The 24,669-nt window shown below is 69.2% G+C and carries 25 protein-coding genes and 1 tRNA gene; 13 read left to right on the plus strand and 13 right to left on the minus strand.

Features of this window, described 5'->3' with window-relative positions:
- Nucleotides 1-89 precede the first annotated feature (89 nt).
- The 4 genes from ACZ32T_RS14895 to ACZ32T_RS14910 are packed head-to-tail and all read left to right on the plus strand — an operon-like array spanning nt 90 to nt 3,060.
- A complete protein-coding gene (locus ACZ32T_RS14895; RefSeq protein WP_099173291.1) occupies nt 90-278 on the plus strand; it encodes a hypothetical protein in 189 nt (62 codons plus the stop codon).
- On the plus strand, nt 275-913 hold the full coding sequence (locus ACZ32T_RS14900; protein WP_467367148.1) for an aminodeoxychorismate/anthranilate synthase component II: 639 nt from the start codon (nt 275-277) through the stop codon (nt 911-913). The genes ACZ32T_RS14895 and ACZ32T_RS14900 overlap by 4 nt, the downstream gene beginning before the upstream one ends.
- Nucleotides 910-2,292: a class E sortase gene (locus ACZ32T_RS14905; RefSeq protein ID WP_467367150.1), complete on the plus strand. Its 1,383-nt coding sequence runs from the start codon at nt 910-912 to the stop codon at nt 2,290-2,292. Before ACZ32T_RS14900 ends, ACZ32T_RS14905 begins: the two co-directional genes overlap by 4 nt.
- Nucleotides 2,293-2,328: 36 nt before the next feature.
- A complete protein-coding gene (locus tag ACZ32T_RS14910) occupies nt 2,329-3,060 on the plus strand; it encodes a class E sortase (RefSeq protein ID WP_467367152.1) in 732 nt (243 codons plus the stop codon).
- 79 nt (nt 3,061-3,139) lie between these two features.
- On the opposite strand, the gene pknB is transcribed toward ACZ32T_RS14910, so the two are convergent.
- The 6 genes from pknB to ACZ32T_RS14940 all read right to left on the minus strand — a co-directional run bounded on the left by pknB (nt 3,140) and on the right by ACZ32T_RS14940 (nt 11,173).
- On the minus strand, nt 3,140-5,125 hold the full coding sequence (gene pknB / locus ACZ32T_RS14915; RefSeq protein ID WP_467367154.1) for a Stk1 family PASTA domain-containing Ser/Thr kinase: 1,986 nt from the start codon (nt 5,123-5,125) through the stop codon (nt 3,140-3,142).
- Nucleotides 5,126-5,296: 171 nt separating this feature from the next.
- A complete protein-coding gene (locus tag ACZ32T_RS14920; RefSeq protein ID WP_467266324.1) occupies nt 5,297-6,751 on the minus strand; it encodes a peptidoglycan D,D-transpeptidase FtsI family protein in 1,455 nt (484 codons plus the stop codon).
- On the minus strand, nt 6,748-8,148 hold the full coding sequence (locus tag ACZ32T_RS14925) for an FtsW/RodA/SpoVE family cell cycle protein (RefSeq protein WP_467367156.1): 1,401 nt from the start codon (nt 8,146-8,148) through the stop codon (nt 6,748-6,750). Before ACZ32T_RS14925 ends, ACZ32T_RS14920 begins: the two co-directional genes overlap by 4 nt.
- Nucleotides 8,149-8,169: 21 nt before the next feature.
- Entirely contained in the window at nt 8,170-9,657 is a 1,488-nt protein-coding gene (locus tag ACZ32T_RS14930) for a Stp1/IreP family PP2C-type Ser/Thr phosphatase (RefSeq protein WP_467367158.1), read from the minus strand.
- Between the two features lie 129 nt (nt 9,658-9,786).
- A complete protein-coding gene (locus ACZ32T_RS14935; RefSeq protein WP_467266332.1) occupies nt 9,787-10,302 on the minus strand; it encodes an FHA domain-containing protein FhaB/FipA in 516 nt (171 codons plus the stop codon).
- A gap of 10 nt (nt 10,303-10,312) precedes the next feature.
- The gene (locus ACZ32T_RS14940) at nt 10,313-11,173 is read right to left on the minus strand and encodes an FhaA domain-containing protein (protein WP_467266334.1); all 861 of its coding nucleotides are present in this window, start codon (nt 11,171-11,173) and stop codon (nt 10,313-10,315) included.
- 315 nt (nt 11,174-11,488) lie between these two features.
- Between ACZ32T_RS14940 and ACZ32T_RS14945 the strand changes: the two genes are divergently transcribed.
- A tRNA-Leu gene (locus ACZ32T_RS14945) sits at nt 11,489-11,571 on the plus strand.
- A 264-nt stretch (nt 11,572-11,835) separates the two neighbouring features.
- On the opposite strand, the gene ACZ32T_RS14950 is transcribed toward ACZ32T_RS14945, so the two are convergent.
- A complete protein-coding gene (locus tag ACZ32T_RS14950; protein ID WP_467266336.1) occupies nt 11,836-12,447 on the minus strand; it encodes an FMN-dependent NADH-azoreductase in 612 nt (203 codons plus the stop codon).
- A 153-nt stretch (nt 12,448-12,600) separates the two neighbouring features.
- Between ACZ32T_RS14950 and ACZ32T_RS14955 the strand changes: the two genes are divergently transcribed.
- A complete protein-coding gene (locus ACZ32T_RS14955) occupies nt 12,601-12,945 on the plus strand; it encodes a winged helix-turn-helix transcriptional regulator (protein WP_467367160.1) in 345 nt (114 codons plus the stop codon).
- Between the two features lie 64 nt (nt 12,946-13,009).
- Here ACZ32T_RS14955 and ACZ32T_RS14960 read toward each other — a convergent pair whose 3' ends face one another.
- Nucleotides 13,010-13,459: a MarR family winged helix-turn-helix transcriptional regulator gene (locus tag ACZ32T_RS14960; RefSeq protein ID WP_467367162.1), complete on the minus strand. Its 450-nt coding sequence runs from the start codon at nt 13,457-13,459 to the stop codon at nt 13,010-13,012.
- 81 nt (nt 13,460-13,540) lie between these two features.
- On the opposite strand from ACZ32T_RS14960, the gene ACZ32T_RS14965 reads away from it, so the two are divergent.
- The 4 genes from ACZ32T_RS14965 (at nt 13,541) to ACZ32T_RS14980 (ending at nt 17,822) form a co-directional block, all read left to right on the plus strand.
- Nucleotides 13,541-14,614: a hypothetical protein gene (locus ACZ32T_RS14965; RefSeq protein ID WP_467367165.1), complete on the plus strand. Its 1,074-nt coding sequence runs from the start codon at nt 13,541-13,543 to the stop codon at nt 14,612-14,614.
- A 272-nt stretch (nt 14,615-14,886) separates the two neighbouring features.
- Nucleotides 14,887-16,356, plus strand: coding sequence for a DUF2252 domain-containing protein (locus ACZ32T_RS14970; protein ID WP_467367167.1), 1,470 nt, complete (start codon nt 14,887-14,889; stop codon nt 16,354-16,356).
- A gap of 59 nt (nt 16,357-16,415) precedes the next feature.
- Nucleotides 16,416-17,432: a J domain-containing protein gene (locus ACZ32T_RS14975; protein WP_467266347.1), complete on the plus strand. Its 1,017-nt coding sequence runs from the start codon at nt 16,416-16,418 to the stop codon at nt 17,430-17,432.
- A gap of 45 nt (nt 17,433-17,477) precedes the next feature.
- Entirely contained in the window at nt 17,478-17,822 is a 345-nt protein-coding gene (locus tag ACZ32T_RS14980) for a rhodanese-like domain-containing protein (RefSeq protein WP_467266349.1), read from the plus strand.
- A 156-nt stretch (nt 17,823-17,978) separates the two neighbouring features.
- On the opposite strand, the gene ACZ32T_RS14985 is transcribed toward ACZ32T_RS14980, so the two are convergent.
- Genes ACZ32T_RS14985 through paaA form a run of 5 tightly spaced genes read right to left on the minus strand, consistent with a single transcriptional unit; the run spans nt 17,979 to nt 21,548 of the window.
- Nucleotides 17,979-19,040 (minus strand): 2Fe-2S iron-sulfur cluster-binding protein, encoded by a 1,062-nt coding sequence (locus tag ACZ32T_RS14985; protein ID WP_467367169.1) that lies wholly within the window; start codon nt 19,038-19,040, stop codon nt 17,979-17,981.
- A complete protein-coding gene (gene paaD / locus ACZ32T_RS14990) occupies nt 19,041-19,541 on the minus strand; it encodes a 1,2-phenylacetyl-CoA epoxidase subunit PaaD (protein WP_467367171.1) in 501 nt (166 codons plus the stop codon).
- On the minus strand, nt 19,535-20,236 hold the full coding sequence (gene paaC, locus ACZ32T_RS14995) for a 1,2-phenylacetyl-CoA epoxidase subunit PaaC (RefSeq protein ID WP_467367173.1): 702 nt from the start codon (nt 20,234-20,236) through the stop codon (nt 19,535-19,537). Before paaC ends, paaD begins: the two co-directional genes overlap by 7 nt.
- A complete protein-coding gene (paaB, locus tag ACZ32T_RS15000; RefSeq protein ID WP_069171673.1) occupies nt 20,233-20,523 on the minus strand; it encodes a 1,2-phenylacetyl-CoA epoxidase subunit PaaB in 291 nt (96 codons plus the stop codon). Before paaB ends, paaC begins: the two co-directional genes overlap by 4 nt.
- Complete coding sequence (gene paaA / locus ACZ32T_RS15005; RefSeq protein ID WP_467367175.1) at nt 20,520-21,548, minus strand: 1,2-phenylacetyl-CoA epoxidase subunit PaaA; 1,029 nt, start codon at nt 21,546-21,548, stop codon at nt 20,520-20,522. Before paaA ends, paaB begins: the two co-directional genes overlap by 4 nt.
- Before the next feature lie 91 nt (nt 21,549-21,639).
- Between paaA and ACZ32T_RS15010 the strand changes: the two genes are divergently transcribed.
- From ACZ32T_RS15010 to ACZ32T_RS15020, 3 genes are read left to right on the plus strand one after another with little or no spacing between them, the layout of a single operon-like run.
- Entirely contained in the window at nt 21,640-22,704 is a 1,065-nt protein-coding gene (locus ACZ32T_RS15010; protein WP_467367177.1) for a DUF5819 family protein, read from the plus strand.
- Nucleotides 22,701-23,957: an HTTM domain-containing protein gene (locus tag ACZ32T_RS15015; protein WP_467367179.1), complete on the plus strand. Its 1,257-nt coding sequence runs from the start codon at nt 22,701-22,703 to the stop codon at nt 23,955-23,957. Before ACZ32T_RS15010 ends, ACZ32T_RS15015 begins: the two co-directional genes overlap by 4 nt.
- A complete protein-coding gene (locus tag ACZ32T_RS15020) occupies nt 23,954-24,661 on the plus strand; it encodes a TrmH family RNA methyltransferase (protein WP_467266363.1) in 708 nt (235 codons plus the stop codon). Before ACZ32T_RS15015 ends, ACZ32T_RS15020 begins: the two co-directional genes overlap by 4 nt.
- Nucleotides 24,662-24,669 lie beyond the last annotated feature (8 nt).

The following is a 24,669-nucleotide window of genomic DNA, read 5'->3' on the forward strand; positions in this document are numbered from 1 at the left end:
CGCACGTCCGCCCGAGCGGCTTTCCACAGCTGACCCACGCCTGTGCCCCGGCCGTTTAGTCTGGTGCCGTACCGAATGGAGGCAACAGCATGTACGGCTGGATCTGGCGGCACCTGCCGGGCAACGCATGGGTGCGGGGCTTCATCTCGCTCGTGCTCGTCCTGGCCGTTGTCTACGCGCTCTTCCAGTACGTCTTCCCGTGGGCGGAGCCTCTGCTCCCGTTCGGTGATGTGACGGTGGACGGCGAAGGCACCAGCGGAGCGGGGTCCGGTCAGTGAGCGCACGCATTCTCGTCGTCGACAACTACGACAGCTTCGTCTTCAACATCGTCCAGTACCTCTACCAGCTCGGTGCCGAGTGCGAAGTCGTGCGCAACGACGAGGTGACCACGGCGCACGCCGAGGACGGCTTCGACGGTGTCCTGCTGTCGCCCGGTCCGGGTACACCCGAGCAGGCGGGGATCTGCGTCGAGATGGTCCACCACTGCGCGCGGAGCGGGGTGCCGGTCTTCGGCGTCTGCCTGGGGATGCAGTCGATGGCCGTCGCGTACGGCGGTGTGGTGGACCGCGCGCCGGAGCTGCTGCACGGCAAGACCTCCCCCGTGCTGCACGAGGGAAAGGGCGTGTTCGCCGGTCTGCCGACCCCGTTCACGGCGACGCGCTACCACTCGCTCGCCGCCGAGCCGGCGACTGTCCCGCCCGTGCTGGAAGTCACCGCCCGCACCGCCGACGGCACCATCATGGGGCTGCGCCACCGCGAACAGGCTGTCGAGGGCGTGCAGTTCCACCCCGAATCGGTGCTCACGGAGCACGGTCACCTGATGCTCGCCAACTGGCTGGAGCAGTGCGGTGACGAGGGCGCGGTCGCGAGATCGGCGGGGCTCGCCCCGGTGGTGGGCAAGGCCGTCGCGTGACCTCACTCCGCCCCTCCGCCGGGCAGGAAGGCCCGTACGCCCAGGGTGCGTACGAGCCCGACGGCACGTTCGAAGCGGCGGTGGAGCAGCTCGCGGACCCGCTGAACGATCCGCTGCCGGGGCAGCGGCCCACAGACCCGTCGGCGGGGCAGCACACCTCACCCTGGTTCCGGGCGGAGGGTCCCCAGGACGGCGGGCCGCAGCAGACGCCCCGGACGGCGCCCCAGGCGCCCGCGGAGGCCCCGGGCGAGTGGTACGACCCGGAGGGGTACCGGAGGGACTGGTACGGGCACCAGGGGCCGGAAACAGCTCCTGCGGCACCGACCGTCCAGGGCACCGCGGTGATACCCGGTCAGGGGACGCCTTCCCCGGTCCCGGCCGCGGCTGACCCGGGCCCGGTGGATGCGTTCGCCGGCGTCCGCCCGGACCCCGCGCGGACCGTCGACGACGTCGGTCCGGTCCTGCCCGACGAGACCATGGCGCTGCGGACCGCCGACACCCGGAGAGCGCCGGAGCCGGACGGACCCGACACATCCGGGCCCTCTCCCGAACCGCTGCCGACAGGCGGCCGGGCCGAGCGCCGCCGGGCGGCCAAGGGGCAGGGACGACGGCGGGGTGAACCCCGGCGCGCGGCGGAGCCCGAGGCGGCGGGGCCCGCGGTCCCGATGTCACGGCTGGAGGCCCGTCGCGCGGCACGCGCCGCCAAGGACAGCCCGGCCGTCGTCGCCAGCCGGGTCGTCGGCGAAGTGTTCATCACCTTCGGTGTGCTGATGCTCCTGTTCGTCACGTACCAGCTGTGGTGGACCAACGTCCGCGCCGACCAGATCGCCGGCCGGGAGACGAACAAGATCCAGGACGACTGGGCCAACGGCGAGCGCAGCCCGGGGGTCTTCGAGCCCGGCCAGGGGTTCGCCATCATGCACATCCCCAAGCTGGACGTGGTCTCCCCGATCGCGGAGGGAATCGACAAGGAGAAGGTTCTCGACCGCGGCATGATCGGTCACTACGCCGAGGGCAAGCTGAAGACAGCGATGCCTTCGGACGAGCAGGGGAACTTCGCGGTGGCCGGTCACCGCAACACCCACGGCGAGCCCTTCCGTTACGTCAACAAGCTCAAGCAGGGCGACGCGATCGTGGTGGAGACGCAGGACGCCTACTACACGTACGAGATGACCAGCATCCTTCCGCAGACGTCGCCGTCCAATGTGGCCGTGATCGACGAAGTGCCCCAGGGATCAGGCTTCACCGGCCCGGGCAGGTACATCACGCTGACGACGTGCACCCCGGAGTTCACGAGTACGTACCGAATGATCGTGTGGGGCAAAATGGTCGAGGAACGGCCGCGCAGCATGGGGAAGCCCGACGCGCTCGTCGGCTGACGCGAGCTGGACGACATCACGACAGGGACGGGTGCGGTGGCAGCGAGGACCGAGCAGGAAGAGCGCACCGACGAGCCGGCGGCCCCGGTCCGGAGCAGGAACCGCCATCCCGTCGCGACGGCGGTGAGTCTCTTCGGTGAACTGCTGATCACCTCCGGTCTGGTGCTGGGCCTGTTCGTCGTCTACTCGCTGTGGTGGACCAACGTGCTGGCCGACCGTGAGGCGGACAAGCAGGGCAGCACCGTCCGCGACCGCTGGGCGGGCGGCCCGGGAGAGCTGGACACCAGGGACGGCATCGGCTTCCTGCACGTCCCCGCCATGAAGAACGGCGAGGTGCTGGTCAAGAAGGGCACCGACACCGAGACGCTCAACAACGGCATCGCCGGCTACTACACGGAGCCCGTGAAGTCGGCGCTCCCCTCGGACGCGCAGGGCAACTTCTCACTCGCCGCGCACCGGGACGGGCACGGTGCCAAGTTCCACAACATCGACAAGCTGAAGAAGGGTGACGCGGTCGTCTTCGAGACCAAGGACACCTGGTACGTCTACAAGGTCTTCGCGGAGCTGCCGCAGACGTCGAAGTACAACGTCGACGCGATCGCCCCGGTGCCCAAGGAGTCGGGCGTGAAGAAGGCCGGCCGCTACATCACGCTGACCACGTGCACCCCGGTCTACACCTCGAAGTACCGCTACATCGTCTGGGGCGAGCTGGTGCGGACCGAGAAGGTGGACAGGGACCGCACGAAGCCGGCGGAGCTGCGGCAGTAGTCACGGACGCACGCACAGGGCCCCGGTCACCGTTGAGGTGACCGGGGCCCTGTGCGTGTGGCGTACGGCGCTACGCGGGTCAGTCGCGCGAGCCGGACCGGCCGCCGATGATGTCGCCGCCGATGGTGGTGAGGGTGACCGTGGTGCCCTTGGCGACCGGGGCGTTGGCGCCCGGGTCGGCCTGGATCACCATGGCGTTCGGCTTGTCGGACGAATTGGGCGCGAGTGCGACCACCAGTCCCAGCCCTTCGAGCGTGCCTTTCGCCTGCTGGAACCGCTGCCCGACGATGTCACCCGGGATGGTGACCTGCTCGGGCTGCTCGGGCTGGGCCGGGCCCTTGGAGACCTTCAGGACGATCTGAACGTCCTTGGCCTGCTCGCTCGGGCCCGTGGGGGTCTGCTCGATGACCGTCCCGGCGGCCTCCTCCGAGTCGACGTCCTGCTTCGACACGTTGGTGAACCCGAGGCCGTTCAGCTGTGCCACGGCCGCGTCGTAGGAGCGGGTGCGCACGTCGGGCATCGGCACGGTGGCCTCCTTGGCCACGGTGATCGTGACCTCGGTGTCCTTCTCGACCTTCGAACCGGCCTCGGGATCCTGGGAGATGACCGTGTCCAGGGTCTTCTCGGACTCGGCGGTCTCGACGTTCACCGTGAAGCCCGCGTCCTCCAGCTTCTTACGGGCGCTGTCCTCGGTCTTCTCCAGGACGTCCGGGACCTCGACCTTGGGGGCGCCGGTGGAGACGACGACCGTCACGGTCTCGCCCGTCTCCATCTTCTCGCTCGCGGACGGGGACTGGCTGCAGATCTTGCCCTTCTCCTGGTTCGCGCAGGGTTCCTTGGAACCGACCGCCAGTTTGACCTCGGCGTTCTCCGCGCGCCCCTGGGCCTGTTCCATCGTGGAACCGATCAGGTTCGGCACGTCGACCTTGCCACCGCCGCCGTCGGTGGAGCTGAAGACCGTACGGCCGATGAGGATCGCGCCGATGAGCACCAGGATGCCGGCGACGACCAGGAGGATCGTCGAGGTGTTGCTCTTCTTCTGGCGCCGTCGGCCCGGGCGGTCGTCGTAGCCGTAGCCGCCGTCGTCCGGATTGACCGGGGGCAGCATGGACGTCTGGGCGCCGCCCTGGTCCGCGGCCCGCAGGGCGGTGGTGGGCTGGTCGTTGTTGTAGCCGTCGTACCCGCCGTAACCCGCCGCTCCCATGGCCGCCGTGGCCGCGACCGGCTGGCCGTCGAGGCAGGCCTCGATGTCGGCCCGCATCTCGTCGGCCGACTGGTAGCGGTAGTCGGGGTCCTTGGTCAGCGCCTTCAGGACGATGGCGTCCATCTCGGGCGTGATCTCGGGGTCGAAGTTACTCGGAGGCTGAGGCTCCTCACGTACGTGCTGGTACGCGACCGCGACCGGCGAGTCCCCGACGAACGGTGGACGGACCGCGAGCAGCTCGTAGAGCAGACAGCCGGTGGAGTACAGGTCGGAGCGTGCGTCGACCTGCTCGCCCTTGGCCTGCTCCGGGGAGAGGTACTGGGCGGTGCCGATGACCGCGGCGGTCTGGGTCATCGTCATGCCGGAGTCGCCCATGGCGCGGGCGATACCGAAGTCCATGACCTTGACCTGGCCGGTGCGCGTCAGCATGACGTTCGCCGGCTTGATGTCGCGGTGGACGATCTGGGCGCGGTGCGAGTACTCCAGGGCCTGGAGAATCCCGACCGTCATCTCCAGGGTCCGCTCCGGCAGCAGCCTGCGGCCGGAGTGCAGGAGCTCTCTGAGCGTCGATCCGTCGACGTACTCCATCACGATGTACGGGATGGAGACACCGTCGACGTAGTCCTCGCCGGTGTCGTAGACGGCCACGATCGCGGGGTGGTTGAGCGAGGCGGCCGACTGGGCCTCACGGCGGAACCGGGCCTGGAAGGACGGGTCGCGGGCGAGGTCGGCCCGGAGCGTCTTCACAGCGACGGTGCGGCCGAGCCGGGTGTCGTGCGCGAGGTAGACCTCGGCCATGCCACCACGGCCGAGCACCGAGCCCAGCTCGTACCGGCCGCCGAGGCGACGCGGCTCTTCCATAACTGATCCAGCCCTCTCCGTCAGTCCCGACCGCACCCGTGTGTGGTCCGGCGGTGCGCTGTTCGCGCATACGCTACCGGGCACGCCCGGCGTGATCGGCCCGCACCCGTCAGCTGATATCCGACCGGTATCCCAATGTGCTGGTGTGAACAGAAGTTGTGACGGGTGTCACTACTTTCCGTCGAGTACCGCCTTCATCACGTTCTTGGCGATCGGAGCGGCCAGCCCGCCGCCGGAGATGTCGTCCCGGTTGGCGTTGCCGTCCTCGACCACCACGGCGACGGCGACCGGGGAGCCGCTGTCGGTCTTGGCGTACGAGATGAACCAGGCGTACGGCTTCTCGCTGTTGTTGAGGCCGTGCTGGGCGGTACCCGTCTTGCCACCGACGGTGACGCCGTCGATCTGCGCGTTGGTTCCCGTGCCGTCCTCGACCACGCTCTCCATCATCTGCTGCACCTTCTGGGCGTTCTCACCCGAGAGCGGCTCGCTGAGCTGCTCCTTCTCGTGCGTGTAGATGACGTCCAGGTTGGGCGCCTGGCGCTGGGCGACCATGTACGGCTGCATGAGCTTGCCGTCGTTGGCGATCGCGGACGCCACCATGGCCATCTGGAGCGGGGTCGTGCGGTTGGACGCCTGGCCGATGCCCGCCATGGCGTTCTGCGGCCGGTTGTCCTTCGGGTAGACGCTCGCGTCGGCGCGGACCGGCATGAAGACCTCTTCGTTGAAGCCGAACTTGTCGGCCTGTTCGATCATCTTCTCGTTGCCGAGGTCGTCGCTCATCTTGCCGAAGACGGTGTTGCAGGAATAGCGCAGCGCCACCCGGAGTGAGGCGTCCTTGCAGGGGATGTTCCCCTCGTTCTGCAGGAGGTTGGTCGACAGCGGGAGCCGCCAGGGCAGCGGGGAGTCCGTCTTGGCGTCGATGTCGGTGTAGAGGCCGTTCTCCAGCGCCGCGGCGGCCGTGACGACCTTGAACGTCGAGCCGGGCGGGTAGGTCTCCCGCAGGGCCCGGTTCAGCATCGGCTTGTCCTCGTCCTTGAGCAGCTTCTGCCGGGCGTCCGAGTCCTTCATGGAGTTGCCCGCGAAGACCGACGGGTCGTACGAAGGGGTGCTGGCCAGCGCCAGGACGGCGCCGGTCTGCGGATCGAGCGCGGCGACGGCGCCCTTCTTGTCGCCGAGTCCCTCGAAGGCGGCCTTCTGCGCGGCGCCGTTGAGGGTGGTGACGATGTTTCCGCCGGTCTTCTTCTCGCCGGTGAACATCGACAGGGTGCGGTCGAAGAACAGGTCGTCGCTGTTGCCGGTGAGGATGCCGTCCTCGATGCTCTCCAGCTGCGAGGAGTCGAAGGCCTGCGAGGAGTAGCCGGTGACGGGCGCCCACATGGGGCCGTTCTTCCAGACCCGCTTGTACTTGAAGTCGCTGTCCGTGGTCTCGACGGAGCCCGTGACGGGTTCGCCGTCGACGATGATGTTGCCGCGCTCGTGGGCGTAGCGCTCGATCTGGACGCGACGGTTGTGCTCGTTCGCGTTGAGCTCGTCGGCACGGACGTACTGGATGTAGTTCGTGCGGACCAGCAGGGCCAGGACGAGGACGCCGCAGAAGATCGCGATCCTGCGGAGCGGCTTGTTCACGGTCGGACCACCTGGGTCATCTCGGCATCCGGGGACGGCGCGGGGGCCGGGGCGGGACGTCGTGCCGTATCGCTGATTCTGATCAGGATCCCGATGAGCGCCCAGTTCGCGATGACCGACGAGCCGCCGGCCGCGAGGAACGGCATGGTCATACCGGTCAGCGGGATGAGCCCCATGACACCGCCGGCGACGACGAAGACCTGGATGGCGAAGGCGCCGGAGAGACCGATCGCGAGGAGCTTGCCGAAGGGGTCGCGCGCGGCGAGCGCGGTGCGGACGCCCCGTTCGACGATCAGACCGTAGAGGAGGAGGAACGCCATCATCCCGGCGAGTCCGAGCTCTTCGCCAACGGTGGCGAGGATGAAGTCGGTGTTGGCCGCGAAGAGGATGAGGTCGGGGTGGCCTTGGCCCAGCCCGGTACCGAGTGTTCCACCGGAGCCGAAGGCCATGAGGACCTGAGCCATCTGCTCACTGGCCTGGTGGGTGCCCCAACCCGCGAACGGATCGAGCCATGCCGTCACGCGGTCCTGGACGTGTGGCTCGAACGAGGCAACACCCACCGCACCGGCGGCGGACATCGCCAGGCCGAACACGATCCAGCTGGTGCGCTCGGTGGCCACGTACAGCATGACCACGAACATGCCGAAGAACAGCAGCGAGGTACCGAGGTCCGTCTCGAATACCAGGATAAGGATCGACATCGCCCAGATCATCAGGATCGGTCCGAGGTCGCGACCACGAGGGAGATACATACCCATGAAGCGGCGGCTGGCGAGAGCCAGAGCGTCGCGCTTGACCATCAGATAGCCGGAGAAGAACACCGCGATGATGATCTTCGCGAACTCCCCTGGTTGGAGGGACCCGACGCCGGGGATGGTGATCCAGATCTTCGCGCCGAACTGAGACGGGAAGAACATGGGGAGGATGAGCAGGACCAGAGCCACCACCATGGAGATGTACGTGTAGCGCTGGAGGATGCGGTGGTCCTTGAGTAGGAGTAGAACCCCGATGAAGAGTGCCACACCTACTGCGGAGAAAATCAACTGTTTCGAAGCGGCCGGGGCGAAGCTCGGCAGCCTGAGCAGCCGCTCCGACTGGTCCAGCCGCCAGATGAGCGCCAGACCCAGCCCGTTCAGCAGGGTGGCCAGCGGAAGCAGCAGCGGGTCCGAGTACGGGGCGAATCTGCGGACCGCCAGATGTGCCACACCGCCGAGCAGTGCGAGCCCCAGCCCGTAGCCGAGCATGCCGGCGGGCAGTTCGCCGTTGAGGGCGAGGCCCACGTTGGCGTACGCGAACACCGAGATCAGGACGGCGAAGGCGACCAGTACCAGCTCGGTGTTACGGCGGCTCGGCGCGTCGATCGCGCCGATGGTGGTCGTGTTGGTGACAACGCTCATGTGCTGAAGGCCCCCTACGGCTTACTGCTTACCGCACTGCAGGGCCAGCTTCTTCTCTTCCTCCGAGAGGCTGGGGCCGGGAGTGGGAGTCGCGGTCTTGGTCCCCTTGGTGGGGGACGTGGCTGACGTGCTGTCGGAGGCGTTGCCGGTCTCGCCCTTGTCCTTCGCGGCATTGGTGTCCGCCTCGGCCGCGCGACGCTGCGCGTCCTTCTTGCAGGCGGAGGCCTGTGCGTCGAGTTCGCTGAGCTTCTTGCGGGCCTCGGTGAGGTTGCCCTGGGAGATCGTCGCCTCGACCCGCTTGCGCCAGTACGGCGGGAGGTACTTGAGTTCGATCTCGGTGTCCTCCTCGACCTTCGAGAGGGACACCCAGGCGAGGTCCTGGCTGATTCCGCGGTACAGCGCGACGTTGTCGTCCTTCGTGCCCACGTAGAACTGCGTCTGGGTCCAGCGGTATCCGCCGTAGACGCCACCGCCGATGACGGCCAGCGCGAGCACGATGTAGAACGACCGCTTCAGCCACCTGCGGCCACCGCGCGGCTTGACGAAGTCGTCGTCGGCGTACGAGTTGAAGGCGCCGTCCGGGCCGGAGCCGTAACCCACGTCGTCACCGCTGCCAGGGGGGCCGAAGCCTCCGGCCGGCGGCGGCACGGGGCGGCCGAGGCCTGCCGCCCGGCCCGCCGGGGTCTCCATGGCGCGGCCGTCGTTCGCCTGGGCGGCCTGGTTCTCCGCGACGGCGCCGACGATGACCGGGGTGTCGTTGAGCTGCCCGGCCAGGGTGTCGTTGCTTTCGACGTCCAGGACGTCGGCGACGATGCAGGTGATGTTGTCGGGACCGCCGCCGCGCAGGGCGAGCTGGATGAGGTCCTGGATGGTCTCCTGAGGGCCCTGGTAGCTGGCCAGGGTCTCTTCCATCGTCTGGTGGGAGACGACGCCGGAGAGACCGTCCGAGCAGATCAGATAGCGGTCACCGGCGCGGACCTCCCGGACGGAGAGATCGGGCTCCACATGGTCGCCGCTGCCCAGTGCCCGCATCAGCAGGGAGCGCTGCGGGTGGGTGGTGGCCTCTTCCTCGGTGATTCTGCCCTCGTCGACGAGACGCTGCACCCAGGTGTGGTCCTGGGTGATCTGCGTCAGGACGCCGTCCCGCAGGAGGTAGGCACGGGAGTCGCCGACGTGGACGAGGCCGAGACGCTGACCGGTCCAGAGCAGGGCCGTGAGCGTCGTGCCCATGCCCTCCAGCTGGGGGTCCTCCTCGACCATGACGCGCAACTGGTCGTTGGCCCGCTGGACCGCGGTGCCGAGCGAGGTGAGGATGTCGGAGCCCGGGACGTCGTCGTCGAGCTGCACGAGCGTGGAGATCACCTCGGAGCTGGCGACCTCTCCGGCCGCCTGGCCGCCCATGCCGTCGGCGATGGCGAGGAGGCGGGGGCCGGCGTAGCCGGAGTCCTCGTTGCCTTCCCGGATCATGCCCTTGTGCGATCCGGCGGCGAAGCGCAGGGACAAGCTCATGCGCACCTCGCCCGTCGGTTCGGGGTACAGCCGGTCTCGAGCCACACTGCCCACCCTCCGGTCGGGAGCCGGGCCGGGTCCGTCGTCAGGACCGCGGCGGCTCGCTCGCTCCGCTCGCTCATTGTCGTACTACTTCCGCAGCTCGATGACGGTCTTGCCGATGCGGATCGGCGCGCCCAGCGGAACAGGTGTCGGGGTGGTGAGCCGGGTCCGGTCGAGATAGGTGCCGTTGGTGGACCCGAGATCCTCGACGATCCACTGGCCGTCACGGTCCGGGTAGATCCTGGCATGCCTGCTGGACGCGTAGTCGTCATCCAGCACGATTGTTGAATCGTGCGCCCGGCCCAGGGTGATGGTCTGGCCCTGGAGCGCGACGGTCGTGCCGGTGAGCGTGCCCTCGGAGACCACCAGCTTGGTGGGTGCCCCGCGGCGCTGGCGCCCGGACTGCTGGCGCTGCTGAGGAGGTGCTGCTTGCTGTTGGCGTCCCTGCTGGGGACGGGCGTCAGCGGCAGAGCGGCGTGAGCCGCGCTGCGTGACACGCGTACCGAACAGGTCGCTGCGAATGACCTGGACGGCCACGATTACGAATAGCCACAGAACGGCCAGGAAACCTAGCCGCATGACCGTCAGGGTCAGCTCTGACATTGCCCCCGCTTCACCCTTCGGCTTGCCGGTAAACGATGGTGGTGCTGCCCACGACGATCCGCGAGCCGTCGCGGAGCGTAGCGCGGGTGGTGTGCTGCCCGTCTACCACGATGCCGTTGGTAGACCCGAGATCCTGGATCGTCGAGGGCGTTCCGGTCCGGATCTCACAGTGCCGGCGCGATACGCCGGGGTCGTCGATCCGCACGTCGGCGTCGGTGCTTCGTCCCATCACCAACGTCGGGCGGGAGATCTGATGGCGGGTGCCGTTGATCTCGATCCAGCGCCGCACCTGGGCGTCCGGCATGGGGCCGGACGCGGCCGGCGGGCGCCAGTCGCTGGAAGGGCCTCCTGAGCGTCCCGCGCCCGGCGGCGGGGCCGCGGGCATGGGAGGAGCGGATGCCGGCGGGTAGCCGTAGCCGCCCTGCCCCTGAGGGGTGGCGGGGCGGTTCGGCTGGGCGTAGGGAGCGGGGCCGCCCTGCTGGCCCTGCTGTGACGAACTCGACGCCAGGGTTCGGCTGCGTACGCGGTAGAGACCCGTGTCGAGGTCGTCCGCCTTCTCCAGGTGGACCTTGATCGGGCCCATGAAGGTGTACCGCTGCTGCTTGGCGTAGTCACGTACGAGGCCGGACAGCTCGTCCCCCAGCTGGCCGGAGTACGGGCTGAGCCGCTCGTAGTCCGGGGTGCTGAGCTCGACGATGAAGTCGTTGGGCACGACGGTCCGCTCGCGGTTCCAGATCGAAGCGTTGTTGTCGCACTCGCGCTGAAGGGCGCCCGCGATCTCGACCGGCTGCACCTCGGACTTGAAGACCTTGGCGAAGGTGCCATTGACAAGACCTTCGAGACGCTGCTCGAAACGCTTCATGACTCCCATGGGGCACCTCCTCCGGTGTCGTCATCCCTGCACTGCTTACTGATCGTATCCACGCGTGGGGAAATCGGCTGGTTCCCCTTGTCTGCACAGTGGATGAGTGTCACCTCTCACACGGATCGTAGAGGTGCCCTCCTGACAGTGTCCCGCACTCCGGGTGCACTCAGGAGGAGTGGGGCCAGGCTTTCCGCGTTCCCGGTTCCCCTCGTGGGTCCGGCGAAACAACGGATGTGAATCCACCCTGTCCAGCGTGCTAATCTTCCGTTTGTCGCCAGGCGCTCACACCACTGGGTGAGAGAGTCTGAAAGCACCACTCATGCGCGAGTGGCGGAACGGCAGACGCGCTGGCTTCAGGTGCCAGTGTCCTTAGGGACGTGGGGGTTCAAATCCCCCCTCGCGCACAACAGGCAGTCGCTTGTGACCGCCTGGTTGGTTCGACAGAACCCCCGCACCGGAGAGATTCGGTGCGGGGGTTCTTCGTTGTGTGGACTCTTTGGTACGTGGTCGAGCCGGGCGTGGCTGAGGGGGCTGCCGGGCGTGGCTGAGAGGGCTGTGAGGAAGCCCGCACCCCTCGCGGGCAGGGCCCGGGGCGGCTTCTGTTTCACGTGAAACGTCGGATCCGCACCAAAGCGGCCTTTCGTGCGGGCCCGCCCGGCAGGGCCGGCTCAGGCGGCGAGGCGGGCTGCGAGAGCCTTGGCCTTCTCTGCGGCGTCGCTGAACGCCCGGGCGCGGGAAGCGTCGGCGAGGGGGATGAGTTCGGCCATCTCGGGCTTCGAGTGGGCCAGCGTCAACTCGGGGACGATGAAGTCGACTTCGGCCCCCAGCATGCTCGTCAACACCTTCTCCAAGTAGTTCTGGACGAACTCGAACCCCTCGCGCGGCGTGCCGGGGGCGTACGAGCCGCCTCGGCTGGCCACAACGGTGATGGGCGTGCCGGCTACAGGGCCCTCGGGGCCTGAGTTGTGGCCCACGATGATCACCTGGTCGAGCCACGCCTTGAGCGTGGACGGGATGGAGAAGTTGTACATCGGCGCACCGATGAGCACGGCGTCCGCAGCGGCCAGTTCGGCCGCCAGTTCCCCGCGCAGGGGGTCCTCGGCGCCGGCGGCCACGGCCGAGGCGTCCAGGTGGGGCAGGGGGGCGGCGGCGAGATCGCGGTGGATGACCTCTCCGTCGGGGTGCTGTTCGCGCCAGGCGGTGACGAAGGCGGCGGTGACCTCACGTGACGTGGAGCCCTGGGGGAAAACGGCGGAGTCGAGGTGCAGAAGCGTGGCCATGGGGATCTCCGTAGGGGTCGGACGGTGCGGATCGGTGTGGGCCACGGTGATGGTCGTGGCAGGCGAGCCATTCAACTCTTCAGTACGTGACTAGTAATAGCATAGCTACTTACTTTTCATAAGTCCCCAACTCCGGCGCAGTACTCTGGAGGCATGGCGGATCACAGCGAGCAGGCCTGTCGGCAGGTGGACAGGAGCATCACGCGCGTCTTCGAGCTGTTCGGGAAGCGCTGGACGGGCCCGATCGTCTCGGTGTTGATGCAGCAGCCGGTGCACTTCGCGGATCTGCGTCGGGCGATTCCGGGCATCAGTGAGCGGATGCTGTCGGACCGGCTGTCCGAGCTGGGGGCGGCCGGTCTCGTCGTGCGTGAGGTCGACGAAGGGCCGCCGCTGCGGGTGGCATACCGGTTGACGGAGGCCGGTGCCGCGATGGGGCCCGCTCTCAAGGAGCTCGGGCGGTGGGCCGACACCTATCTCGGCGGCCCGAGGGGCTGCTGACCTGTTGCCCGGGCGTCCGATCGGCTGCTGATCCGCCGCCGGGCCGTCCTACGGCGGGCGTCTGTCAGGGCGTGGCGTCTTCGCCCGCCGCGTTGTAGCGCAGCAGGTACTCCGCGAACTGTCCGAGATCGTCCGACGTCCACGCTCCGAGGCGTTCCCGGTAGGCGGTGCGCCGACTGGCCTGGGTCGAGGTGAGCGCCTGGATGCCGGCGTCGGTGGGGTGCAGCACCTGGATGCGCTGGTCGTCCGGGTCCGGATGGCGCTCGACCAGGCCGAGCTTCTCCAGTGCCGCCACCTGTCGGCTGACCGTCGACTTGTCCAGCATGTAGTGCGCCGCCAGATCGGTCGCGCGGCAGCCGTGCCGGTCGTCGATGTGGGCGAGCAGCGTGTACGAGACCAGGGGCAGGTCCGGGTGGAGCCGCGCTGCGGCCGAGCGTGCGCGGCGCGCGAAAGCGGTCAGCTCGCGCTGGATGACGTCCAGCGACTCCTCGCGTTCCCGGGGGGTGTCTGCCACATGAATCACCTTCCCAAATTTTAGTTGTATGCTACAACGAGAGGAGTAGTTGTAAAAGCCAACAATTGGAGGAGTGGTCGAATGTCCGCAGATCCGAGCTCCGCCTCCGGCTCAACCGCCGGTGCGCTGCGTCATGTGCTCAGCCATCTGGTTACGCCGCTGCTGATGTGCATCGGCATGGGGCTTGCCTATCTGGGGGCCTTTCACGCCCCGGAGCCGCACGACCTGAGGGTGGACGTCGTCGGCTCGGGAGCAAGCGCGCAGGTACTTGCCCAGACCTTGCAGGACAAGGGCGACGGCGCGTTGAGCGTGCGTACCGTAGCGGACCGCGACATCGCCGTGGATCATCTGAGGACGCAGCGGAGTTACGGCGCGTACGTGCCGGGCGGCAGCCCTGAGCTCATGGTGGCCACCGCCTCGTCGGACACCAGCGCGACGGTGGTCCAGAAGGTGTTCACCGAGGTGGCCGCGGAGCAGGGGGATCCGCTCGAGGTGACGGACGTGGCGCCCACGGCGGATGGCGATCCGACCGGCCAGGGGATCTTCTTCCTTCTGGTGGCGGTCAGTATCGGGTCGTACGCCTCGGTCGCGGTGATCGGCGGGGCGGGGGCGGTCCTGGCCCTGCGGATCAGGGCCGGGCTGGCCGTCGCCACCTCGTTCGCGGTGAGTCTGATCGGAGCCGCGTTCGCGGGGCCGGTGTTCGGTCTGGTGAACCACGGCCTCGGCGGGCTCTGGGCGATGGCGTGGCTCTATTCGGCGGGGATCCTGCTGATCGGAGTGGGGCTGCACACCTTTCTCAAGCGGTGGACGACGCTCGGCGTGATGCTGCTCTTCGTCATGCTCAACTTCACGAGTTCCGGAGGCATCTTCCGGCCGGAGGTCCAGCCGGGCTTCTTCGGTGCCCTGCACTCCTTCTGGAACGGCGCGGGCTTCGTCGAAGGAGTGCGTAGCCACGTGTACTTCGGCGGGCACGCCCTCGGCGGTCACCTGCTGGTACTGGCTCTGTGGTTCGTCGCCGGGCTGGCCGTCCTGGGCTTGGCCGGCCTGGCCGAGGCGAGGCGGCGTCGCGTGGAGGCCGAGACGGCGCGTGAGGCGGCCCGGGTGCGGGCTGCGGCCGGGGCCGAGGAGGAGATGGAGGAGGCCGTGGGGGTGTGACGGTCCGGTGCCAGGGCCGGGCCGCGGGCCTGGCCAGGCTGAGCCGCGGGCCTGGGCAGGTCCAGGGCGCCCCGTGCCGGTCGGGGTGCCACGTCCAGGGAGCTGGGAATCTTCGGTGAGCAGGCCCGGGTCCGGCCTCTGCGAGAGGTTGTCCACAGGCCGGACCAGGGTTGTCCACAGGGGCAGACGGTTGTGACGGACGGTTGTACCGTCGTCCGCAGTTGATGGCGGCCGGACGGGACGGCTGAACGAGGCGGGGGAGGCGGCGCACCATGGGCGAAGTCGAGGCGACGGTGCCGGCGGGGCGGATGTCGGGGGGCGGGCGTATCCCGGTCGTACCCGGATTCGCCCGGCGCCTGGCCGGAGGGATGCCGTCCGGATCCGGGCCGGCCTCGTCCGGGGCGGCTTCCCCGAAGGCGGCGGGCAAGGCTCTGAGGCTCGATGTGCCCCGGTCCGCGCACAGTTCGCTGGACCTGCCCGCCGGGAGACCGGACGCGGTCCAGGCGGTGGAGGAGTCGAATCAGGGCCGGGTGCCCGGCCTGATGCCCATACGGGTGGGGCGGATGGCCGCGACACCGTTCGCGTTCCTGCGCGGCTCGGCCGGTCTGATGGCGCACGACCTCATGGGTACTCCGGTCACGGGCGTCGGCGCCCAGCTCTGCGGTGACGCGCACGCGGCCAACTTCGGGCTGTACGGCGACGCGCGCGGCAACCTGGTCATCGATCTCAACGACTTCGACGAGACCGTGTTCGGCCCCTGGGAGTGGGATCTCAAGCGGCTCGCCACCTCGCTGGTGCTCGCGGGCCGGGAGGCGGGGGCGGACGAGGACACCTGTCGGCAGGGTGCGTACGACACGGTGGGCGCGTACCGCCGCACCATGCGTCTGCTGGCGGGGCTGCCCGCACTCGACGCGTGGAACGCCATCGCGGACGAGGAGCTCGTCTCGCACACCGACGCCCGGGACCTGCTCGGGACGCTGGAGCGGGTTTCCGCCAAGGCGCGGAACAACACGAGTGCCCGCTTCGCCGCCAGGTCCACGGAGGAGTGCGAGGACGGCGGTCGCCGATTCGTCGACTCACCACCGGTGCTGCGCCGTGTGCCCGACGCGGAGGCGGCGGCCGTGGCGGCGGGGCTGGAGGGTTACGTCGGGACGATCTCCGCAGACAGGGTTCCCCTGCTGGCCCGTTACGCGATCCACGACGTGGCGTTCCGGGTGGTCGGCACGGGAAGCGTGGGAACCCGGTCGTACGTGGTGCTGCTGCTCGACCACCGTGGCGAAGCGCTGGTGCTGCAGGTGAAGGAAGCCCGCCCGTCCGTTCTCTCCCCCTGTCTCCGGAGCATCGGCTTCGAGGTGCCCGATGTGGTGCACGAGGGGCGCCGGGTGGTGCTCGGACAGAAGCGGATGCAGGTCGTCAGCGACATGCTGCTCGGCTGGACCGAGGTCGACGGCCGGCCTTATCAGGTACGTCAGTTCAGGAACCGCAAGGGCAGCGTGGACCCGGCCGCACTCGCTGCGGACCAGGTGGACGACTACGGGCGGATGACCGGCGCCCTGCTGGCCCGGGCCCATGCGCACAGCGCCGACCCCCGGCTGCTCGCGGGTTACTGCGGGAAGAACTCCGAGCTGGACGCGGCGGTGGCAGATTTCGCCGTGACGTACGCGGACCGGACCGAGGCGGACCACGCCGAGCTCCTCCGGGCTGTCCGAGCCGGGCGAATAGCCGCTGAGCTCGGCGTCTGAGCGGAAGCGGCGGCCACCGCGTGTCTTCACAGCGCGGGCCGTGGCCATACGCTGGACGGGTGACCCACGAAGCCGCCGGGGTGCCGACCACCCGGAACGACGAAGACCGGCAGAACCAGGACCGGCAGGACGCGCCGCAGCACGCGCGGGATGTGCCGCGGCACGCCGAGGACGCGTCGCAGGGTGACGGCCTGCGGGCCGGCCCGGACGAGGCGGCGGAGGCGGGGCCCGCCTTCACCGGCGCGAATGGTGATCCGGCAGGTGGTGAGGCCGGCGGTGACGCGGTGGATGAGGGAGCGGCCCCTCGGCCCGAGGAGCGGCTCGCCAAGGCTGTGCGGGTGGCCGAGCAGGCGCTGATCGAGTTCGAGATCGCGGTGGAGACCTTCCGGGTCGAGGTGGAGAACTTCTCCCGGCTGCACCACCAGAAGCTCGGCCCGATGTACGCACGCCTCGATGAGCTCGACGCGCAGATCGCGGAGGCGCGGGCTGCGAAGAGCGGCGATCCGGAGGACCTGCGCAAGGCTCAGGAGGCACGGGCGATCGTCATGCCGATGCCTGGTGTCGAGGAGCTCTTCCACGACTGGATGGACTCGGACGGCCTGTCGCCCGAGGCCTCGGCCATGCTCACCGACCAGCCCGTCCGGCCGCCGAAGCGGGTCAGGCCGAGCGAGGAGGCGCGCAAGCTCTACCGGGAGCTCGCCCGTCAGGCACACCCGGACCTGGCGCCGGACGAGACGGAGCGGGCACGGCGGGACGAGTTCATCGCCCGGGTCAACGCGGCCTACGGGCGCGGCGACGTGGCTTTGCTGAAGGAGCTGGCCGCGGAGTGGGCGGCGGGGCCGGTGACGCCGGAGCTGCGGCTCAGCGAGAGCGAGGAGCTCTACGCACGGCTGGAGTGGCTCAGCCGCCGTAAGGAGCTGCTGACCGTTCTGGCCCAGGAGCTGGAGGAGAGCGCGATCGGTTCGATGCTGCGGATGGCACCGGATGACCCCGACCGGCTGCTGGACGACATCGGCGAGAAGCTTCTGGCGGAGGTGTCCCAGCGTGAGGGCGAGCTGGCAGGGCTGGTGCAGTAGCGTTCCGGATGACCCTGGCGTGTACGTACGAGAGAAGGCATACCCATGAATTTCCCTGCACTGCCCTCGGTGGACGTCGCGGCGATTCCGTCGGACGGCTTCGTGCTGGACGTCCGGGAGGACGACGAGTGGGCGGCCGGGCATGTCGAGGGTGCGCTGCACATTCCCATGAGCGACTTCGTGGGCCGCTTCGGTGAGCTGACCGAGGCGGCCGACGACGGTCGGCGTGTGCATGTGATGTGCCGCGTGGGAGGCCGGTCGGCCCAGGTCACCCAGTATCTGGTGCAGCAGGGCATCGACGCCGTGAACATTGAAGGCGGCATGCTCGCCTGGGACGGCGCCGGGCGCCCGATGGTCACGGACAACGGGAACTCGGCCTTCGTGCTCTGACGGCTTCCGCAAGGCCGTACGCAGCGCCCGTGCTGCTGGTAGGCACGCGACGGTCGTACGCACCGGCGCTGCCGGTGCGTACGGTTCCTGTCCGGCGAGGCCTTCTGTCGTCCTTGGCGGTTTCAGTGGCTGGGTGAGCTCGGCGGTTGGGCGGTCTCAGCGGTCGAAGTCGAGCTCGACCTCCGGGGTGACGGGGTGCGACTGGCAGGCCAGCACGAAACCTGCCCCGGTCTCCTCCGGTTCCAGGGCGAAATTGCGGTCCATCCGCACCTCGCCCGAGACCAGGAAGGCCCTGCAGGTCCCGCACACTCCGCCCTTGCAGGCATACGGAGCGTCCGAGCGGCTTCGCAGCACCGTGTCCAGCAGCGATTCGCCGTCCTGGACAGGCCAGCTGCCCGACCGGCCGTCGAGTGTTGCCGTGAGCCTGCTCTCGGAGGGCGCGGCCACCCTGGCGGCCGTCGGCATACCCGTCCCCTCGTCGGCGACGTGGAAGATCTCCTGGTGGATGCGTGACCGGTCGGCTCCGAGTGCGCGCAACGCCCCTTCCGCCCCCTGGACCAGGCCGAGCGGCCCGCACAGGAACCAGCCGTCCACGTCCGGAACGGACAGCAGCGCGGGCAGCAGGCCGGTGAGCCGCTCGCGGTCCAGCCGGCCCGAGGGGAGCCCGGCGGCCTGTTCCTCCCGGGACAGCGCGGTCACCAGCTGGAAGCGGTCCGGATAGCGGTCCTTGAGGTCAGCCACCTCGTCCAGGAACATCGTCGACGCAGCCGTCCGGTCGCTACGGATCAGACAGAAGCGCGCCGAGGACTCGCGTGCCAGCAGGGTCGCTGCCATCGACAGCACCGGGGTGATCCCGCTGCCGCCGACGATCGCGGCGAAGTGGCCGGGGCGCGGATCGAGGACGAAACGCCCCATCGGAGCCATCGCCTCCACCTGGTCCCCCACGGCCAGTTCCTTGAGGGCGTACGTCGAGAACGCGCCTCCGTCGACCATGCGGATGCCCACCCGCAGCAAGAGGTCGCCCGGCTGCTCGACGGCCGGGGCGCAGATCGAGTACGACCGCCGGATCTCCTCGCCGTCGACGCGGTAGCGCACGTTCAGGTGCTGGCCGGGGGCATGACGGAAGGTCTCGCGCAGTCCGGACGGCACGGCGAAGGTGACGGCCACCGCGTCGTCCGTGATCCGTTCGATCGCGCTGACCCGGAGCGGATGGAACATCTACAACTCCTTGAAGTGGTCGAACGGTTCGCGGCATGCCACACACCGGCGCAGTGCCTTGCAGGCCGTGGAGGAGAACCGGCTCAGCAGCTCCGTGTCCGTGGAACCACAGTGCGGACAGCGCACCGAGAGCGTCAGAGGAACCGGTCCGCCGGGCCCGCTCCCCGGCCGAGGGGGCGCTATGCCGAACTCCGCGAGCTTGCGGCGCCCCTCGTCGCTGATGTCGTCGGTGGACCAGGCGGGGGCGAGGACCGTGACCACGGACACCTCTCCGACACCGTGGTCATGCAGCACACGCTCGATGTCGGCGGACATGGCCTCGATGGCCGGGCAGCCGGTGTACGTCGGGGTGAGCCGCACAGTGACCTTGTCCGGGCCGTCGGCCCGCACCCCACGGAGCACGCCGAGCTCGTCCAGCGTGAGGACCGGAAGCTCGGGGTCGGGGACGGAGCCTGCCAACCGGTGGAGCTCCGCTTCCAGCGGGGTCTCGGTGGTCACCATGACGCCCCCGGGTGGCTGCGGTGCAGATGCTGCATCTCGGCGAGCATCCGCCCGAAAGGCTCCGTGTGCAGGCCCTGCCGGCCCGCTCCGGCCGCCCAGGCACCGGACTGCGGCCCCGTCGGCAGAGACAGGGTGGCCCGCTCCACCACGGAGGTGACCGCGGCCAGCCAGCCGCCGCGCAGGGCCTGCCGGTCGACGTCAACTCCTTCGACCGGTTCGAACAGCTCGCCGGTGTACCGCCACAGTGCGTCCAGCGCGAGCTGCATCCGCTCATGGCTTTCCGCGGTGCCGTCACCCAGCCGCAGGACCCACTGCTCCGCGTGGTCCCGGTGGTAGGCAACCTCCTTGACCGCCTTGGCCGCGAGATCCGCGAACTCGCCCTCGCCGGCGGCCAGCGCCTCGAAGAGCAGGTGTTGGTACACGGAGAAGTAGAGCTGGCGGGCGATGGTGTGGGCGAAGTCGCCGTTCGGCTGCTCCACCAGCTGGACGTTGCGGAAGGCTCGCTCCTCACGGAGGTACGCCAGCTGGTCCTCGTCCCCCACGAACGAGAGCAGTATGCGGGCCTGGCCGAGCAGGTCCAGGGCGATGTTGGCCAGAGCCACCTCCTCCTCCAGCACGGGAGCGTGGCCCGCCCACTCCCCCAGCCGGTGCGAGAGCACCAGGGCGTCATCGCCGAGGGCGAGAGCCGCGCTCACAGGTGCTTCACCCCTTCCGGGATCTCGTAGAACGTGGGGTGGCGGTAGGGCTTGTCCCCGGCAGGTTCGAAGAACGAGTCCTTCTCGTCCGGTGACGATGCCGTGATCGCCGTCGAGGGGACCACCCAGAGGGAGACGCCTTCCGAGCGGCGGGTGTACAGATCGCGGGCGTTGCGCAGGGCCATCTCGGCGTCCGGCGCGTGCAGGCTGCCCGCGTGGGTGTGGGACAGACCTCGCCGGGAGCGCACGAACACCTCCCACAGAGGCCAGTCGGTCGAGCTGCTCATGCGGTCGCCTCCACGGGCTGGGCGGCCGATCCGGCTGTGCCGGGCCGTGCCGCGTGCTTGTCTGCGTACGCCGCCGCCGCGTCGCGGACCCAGGCGCCCTCCTCGTGGGCCGTGCGCCGCTGGGCCAGCCGTTGTTCGTTGCAGGGGCCGTTGCCCTTGAGGACCTCCTGGAACTCGGTCCAGTCGATCGCCCCGTAGTCGTGCTGCCCCAACTCCTCGTTCCAGCGGATGTCGGGGTCGGGGAGGGTGAGTCCCAGCGCCTCCGCCTGCGGGACGCAGATGTCGACGAAGCGCCGGCGCAGTTCGTCGTTCGAGTGCCGTTTGATCTTCCAGGCCATCGACTGCGCCGAGTGGGCCGAGGAGTCGTCGGGAGGACCGAACATCATCAGGGAAGGCCACCACCAGCGGTTCACCGCGTCCTGGGCCATCTCGTGCTGTGCGGGAGTGCCCCGGCTGAGAGCGAGCAGCAGTTCGTATCCCTGGCGCTGGTGGAAGGACTCCTCCTTGCAGACCCTGACCATCGCGCGGGCGTACGGGCCGTAGGAGCAGCGGCACAGCGGCACCTGGTTGGTGATCGCGGCGCCGTCCACCAGCCAGCCGATCGCGCCGACGTCCGCCCAGGTCAGCGTGGGGTAGTTGAAGATCGAGGAATAGCGCTGCCGCCCGGCGTGCAGCTTGTCGAGCATCTCTTCGCGGCTGGTCCCCAGCGTCTCCGCCGCGCTGTACAGGTAGAGGCCGTGCCCCGCCTCGTCCTGCACCTTCGCCATCAGGATCGCCTTGCGGCGCAGCGAGGGCGCCCGCGTGATCCAGTTGGCCTCGGGCTGCATGCCGATGATCTCGGAATGGGCGTGCTGAGCCATCTGGCGGATCAGTGAGGCCCGGTACGCCTCGGGCATCCAGTCCCGCGGCTCGATCCGGTCGTCGGCCGCCACCGCGGCGTCGAAAGCCGCCAGACGCGCCTCGTCCGCCGCGTCCCCCGTGCCTGCTGTCCCCTGCGTCGTCTGGTCCGCAGTCACTGCCGCCATCCCGGGCTCCCTACCGACCGATCGTTCGGTTCATCGGCTTCAATGGTGAGCCGGAGGCCCGTAGGGTGTCAACCCTGTGGATAACTGAGTGGTGATCGACGGTGATCGGGGCGGAATGGACGGGGACCACGGTGGGCGCACCGGAAACGAGAAGAAGCTCGCCTGGCCCGGCGTGAAGAGCCGCCCGTCCGCAGATCAGGAGGGGGAGGCCGAACCCGCGGGAATACCGGACACCGGGGCGGCGGTCCGCGCCCCGGAGCAGACCCCGGACCCGCACGCGAGCCGGCATCCGGAGCAGGCCCCGGACCCGCACGCGAGCCGGCAACCGGACCCGGACCTGGACCCGCGTCCGCACCCTGACCCGGCCGCCGAGGCGCCGTCGCCGAACACCGCTTCCGCGGCCGGACCCGAACCCGGAGGGCCTGAGCCCGGTGCGGGTTCCGGAAGACCCGGACCCCTGCCGGCAGGACGCCGGCCGGGCGGCGGTATGGCGGCACTCTCGCTCCCGTACCAGGTCGTCGCGGCGCTCGCGCTGTCCGGCCTGGGGCTGCTGGCCTGCGTACACATAGCCATGATCTTTCTGCACGTCGCGCCGTCCAACACCCTCACGAAGCAGCACGGCGAAGTGGTCGACGACTGGGTCTATCCCGAGTTCGAGCAGAACTGGAAGCTGTTCGCCCCCAACCCGCTCCAGCAGAACATCTCCGTGCACGTACGCGCCGAGTTGGCCGACGACGGTGCCGACGGCAGCAAGGTCACGCGCTGGATCGATCTCTCGCGTGACGACGGCGAGGCGATACGCGGCAACCCCCTCCCCAGCCACGTCGACCAGAACGAACTGCGCCGTGCCTGGGACTTCTACTCCGGCTCCCACGACAGGGAGAACCGCCCCAACGGCCTGCGCGGTGAGCTGTCGGAGCGCTACATCCGCCGCATCGTCATGCTGCGTCTCGCCGAACACGGGTACGGCGGAAAGGTCGAGCGCATCCAGGTGAGGTCCGCCACGCGTTCCGTCGGTGCGCCTGCGTGGAGCGACGAGAACATCAGTACCCGGCCGAGGTACACGGAACTCCCGTGGTGGACGGTCACCCCGTCCGACCTCTCCGGTGCTGCCACGGCCGATCAGGCATCGAAGGCCGGAAAGGCGGAGCAGTGAGCGCCCCCGCCCCCGCCTCCGTCGGCCCTGTGCTCGCGCGCGCCGTCCAGCGCGTCACGGCCGCCCCCCTCGGCGCCTACCAGAGCGCCGTCGTCAGGATCGGTGTCTCCGCCACCTACCTGCTGTTCCTGCTGCGAGAGCTGCCCAACCGCCACGAGTTGTACGGTCCGGACGGTCCGTGGAGCTGGGACATGGCGCGTCGGCTCATCGCCAACAACGACGCCTTCACCGCCCTGATGTGGTCGGACTCCACGGTCTGGTTCGAGACCGTGTACGGGCTCACGCTGGTCTCGGCCGCGCTCCTGATGACCGGCTGGCGGACCCGGGCCATGTCCGTCCTGTTCATGGCCGGTGTCCTCTCCCTCCAGAACCGCAGCATCTTCATGGGCGACGGCGGTGACAACGTCATCCATCTGCTGGCCGTCTACCTGGTGCTGACCCGCTGTGCGCGGGTGTGGTCCCTGGACGCGCGCCGTGTGTCGCGGAACGCCGCACGTCTCGCGGCGGGCTCCCCGCCGGCGCGTGATGTCGCGGGGCCGGCCCTGTGGGTGGCCCTCGGCTGCGTTCTCCTGCCGGCCACCGTCATGCAAGGGCTCGGCGGCACATGGTGGCTGCAGGCCCTTCTGTGGGTTCTGTGGCTCGGAAACGGCGTTCGGTGGGCCCTGGACCGTCGCGCGCCGGACCATGAGCTGCGTGCCCTCCTCGACGTCCTGGCCAACCTCGCCCACAACGCCGCACTCCTCGTGATCATGGCGGAGGTGTGCCTGATCTACGCGACGGCCGGTTGGTACAAGATCCAGGGTTCTCGCTGGCAGGACGGCACCGCGGTCTACTATCCGCTCCAGCTGGACTACTTCACCCCGTGGGCCGGTCTCTCCGGACTGGCCGCGTCCAGCGCGCTGTTGATCATGGTGTTGACGTACGTCACGGTCATCGTTCAGGTCGCCTTCCCGTTCACCCTGTTCAACCGGCGGGTGAAGAACGTCCTGCTGATCCTCATGATCGGTGAGCACGCGGGGATCGCCGTCCTGCTGGGACTGCCCTTCTTCTCCCTGGCGATGATCGCCGCGGACGCCGTCTTCCTGCCGACGGTCTTCCTGGTATGGCTGGGGCACAGGGTGTCGCTCGGCCGGCAGCGGCTGTTCTCACGGACGGCCGGGCGGCTCACGCTCCCCGGGCAGCGGCGGGCAGGGCAGGACGACGAGGAGGCCGCGCGCGGCGCCGGTGGCGATGGCCATACGCTCGTCGGGTGACCAGCGAGACCGGCAGTGCAGAAGAGCCCGGGGCGGCAGCCGAGCCCGACCCCTCCGGGGAACCGATCCAGTACGACGACGGGTACGGCGTGATCGGGGTCGGTCCGCACCCGTTGCCCTGGCCCGAAGGGGAGCGCTACGACCCCGAACTCCTCGCCCATGGGGACCGGCGCAATGTGGGTGACGGCTACCGGTACTGGACACGGGAGGCGATCGTCGCCGATCTCGACCTGCGGCGGCACGACTTCCATGTGGCGGTGGAGAACTGGGGCCATGACTTCAACATCGGCTCGGTGGTGCGCACCGCCAACGCCTTCCTCGCGAAGGAGATCCACATCGTGGGCAGGCGGCGCTGGAACCGGCGGGGCGCCATGGTCACCGACCGCTACCAGCATGTGCGGCACCACCCGGACACTGCGGACCTGACGGCCTGGGCGGAGGCCGAGGAACTGCCGATCATCGGGATCGACAACCTCCCCGGGGCCGTGCCGCTGGAGCGGACCGAGCTGCCGCGCCGGTGTGTGCTGCTGTTCGGGCAGGAAGGGCCGGGACTGACGGAGGAGGCGCGCAAGCACGCCTCGATGGTCTGCTCGATCGCCCAGTTCGGTTCGACCAGGTCGATCAACGCCGGTGCGGCGGCCGCCATCGCGATGCACGCCTGGGTGCAGCGGTACGCGGACGTCCCGGACCCGCGCGACGGGTGACGGATGAC

This window comes from Streptomyces sp. NPDC023573, from assembly GCF_055559735.1.

Bases quoted from the DNA above. Each gene is read 5' to 3' on its own strand.
- ACZ32T_RS14895 (WP_099173291.1), top strand. From the start codon at position 90: ATGTACGGCTGGATCTGGCGGCACCTGCCGGGCAACGCATGGGTGCGG.
- pknB (WP_467367154.1), bottom strand. From the start codon at position 5,125: ATGGAAGAGCCGCGTCGCCTCGGCGGCCGGTACGAGCTGGGCTCGGTG.
- ACZ32T_RS14925 (WP_467367156.1), bottom strand. From the start codon at position 8,148: ATGAGCGTTGTCACCAACACGACCACCATCGGCGCGATCGACGCGCCG.
- ACZ32T_RS14930 (WP_467367158.1), bottom strand. From the start codon at position 9,657: ATGAGCTTGTCCCTGCGCTTCGCCGCCGGATCGCACAAGGGCATGATC.
- ACZ32T_RS14935 (WP_467266332.1), bottom strand. From the start codon at position 10,302: ATGTCAGAGCTGACCCTGACGGTCATGCGGCTAGGTTTCCTGGCCGTT.
- ACZ32T_RS14940 (WP_467266334.1), bottom strand. From the start codon at position 11,173: ATGGGAGTCATGAAGCGTTTCGAGCAGCGTCTCGAAGGTCTTGTCAAT.
- ACZ32T_RS14950 (WP_467266336.1), bottom strand. From the start codon at position 12,447: ATGGCCACGCTTCTGCACCTCGACTCCGCCGTTTTCCCCCAGGGCTCC.
- ACZ32T_RS14955 (WP_467367160.1), top strand. From the start codon at position 12,601: ATGGCGGATCACAGCGAGCAGGCCTGTCGGCAGGTGGACAGGAGCATC.
- ACZ32T_RS14965 (WP_467367165.1), top strand. From the start codon at position 13,541: ATGTCCGCAGATCCGAGCTCCGCCTCCGGCTCAACCGCCGGTGCGCTG.
- ACZ32T_RS14970 (WP_467367167.1), top strand. From the start codon at position 14,887: ATGGGCGAAGTCGAGGCGACGGTGCCGGCGGGGCGGATGTCGGGGGGC.
- ACZ32T_RS14980 (WP_467266349.1), top strand. From the start codon at position 17,478: ATGAATTTCCCTGCACTGCCCTCGGTGGACGTCGCGGCGATTCCGTCG.
- ACZ32T_RS14985 (WP_467367169.1), bottom strand. From the start codon at position 19,040: ATGTTCCATCCGCTCCGGGTCAGCGCGATCGAACGGATCACGGACGAC.
- paaD (WP_467367171.1), bottom strand. From the start codon at position 19,541: ATGGTGACCACCGAGACCCCGCTGGAAGCGGAGCTCCACCGGTTGGCA.
- paaB (WP_069171673.1), bottom strand. From the start codon at position 20,523: ATGAGCAGCTCGACCGACTGGCCTCTGTGGGAGGTGTTCGTGCGCTCC.
- paaA (WP_467367175.1), bottom strand. From the start codon at position 21,548: ATGGCGGCAGTGACTGCGGACCAGACGACGCAGGGGACAGCAGGCACG.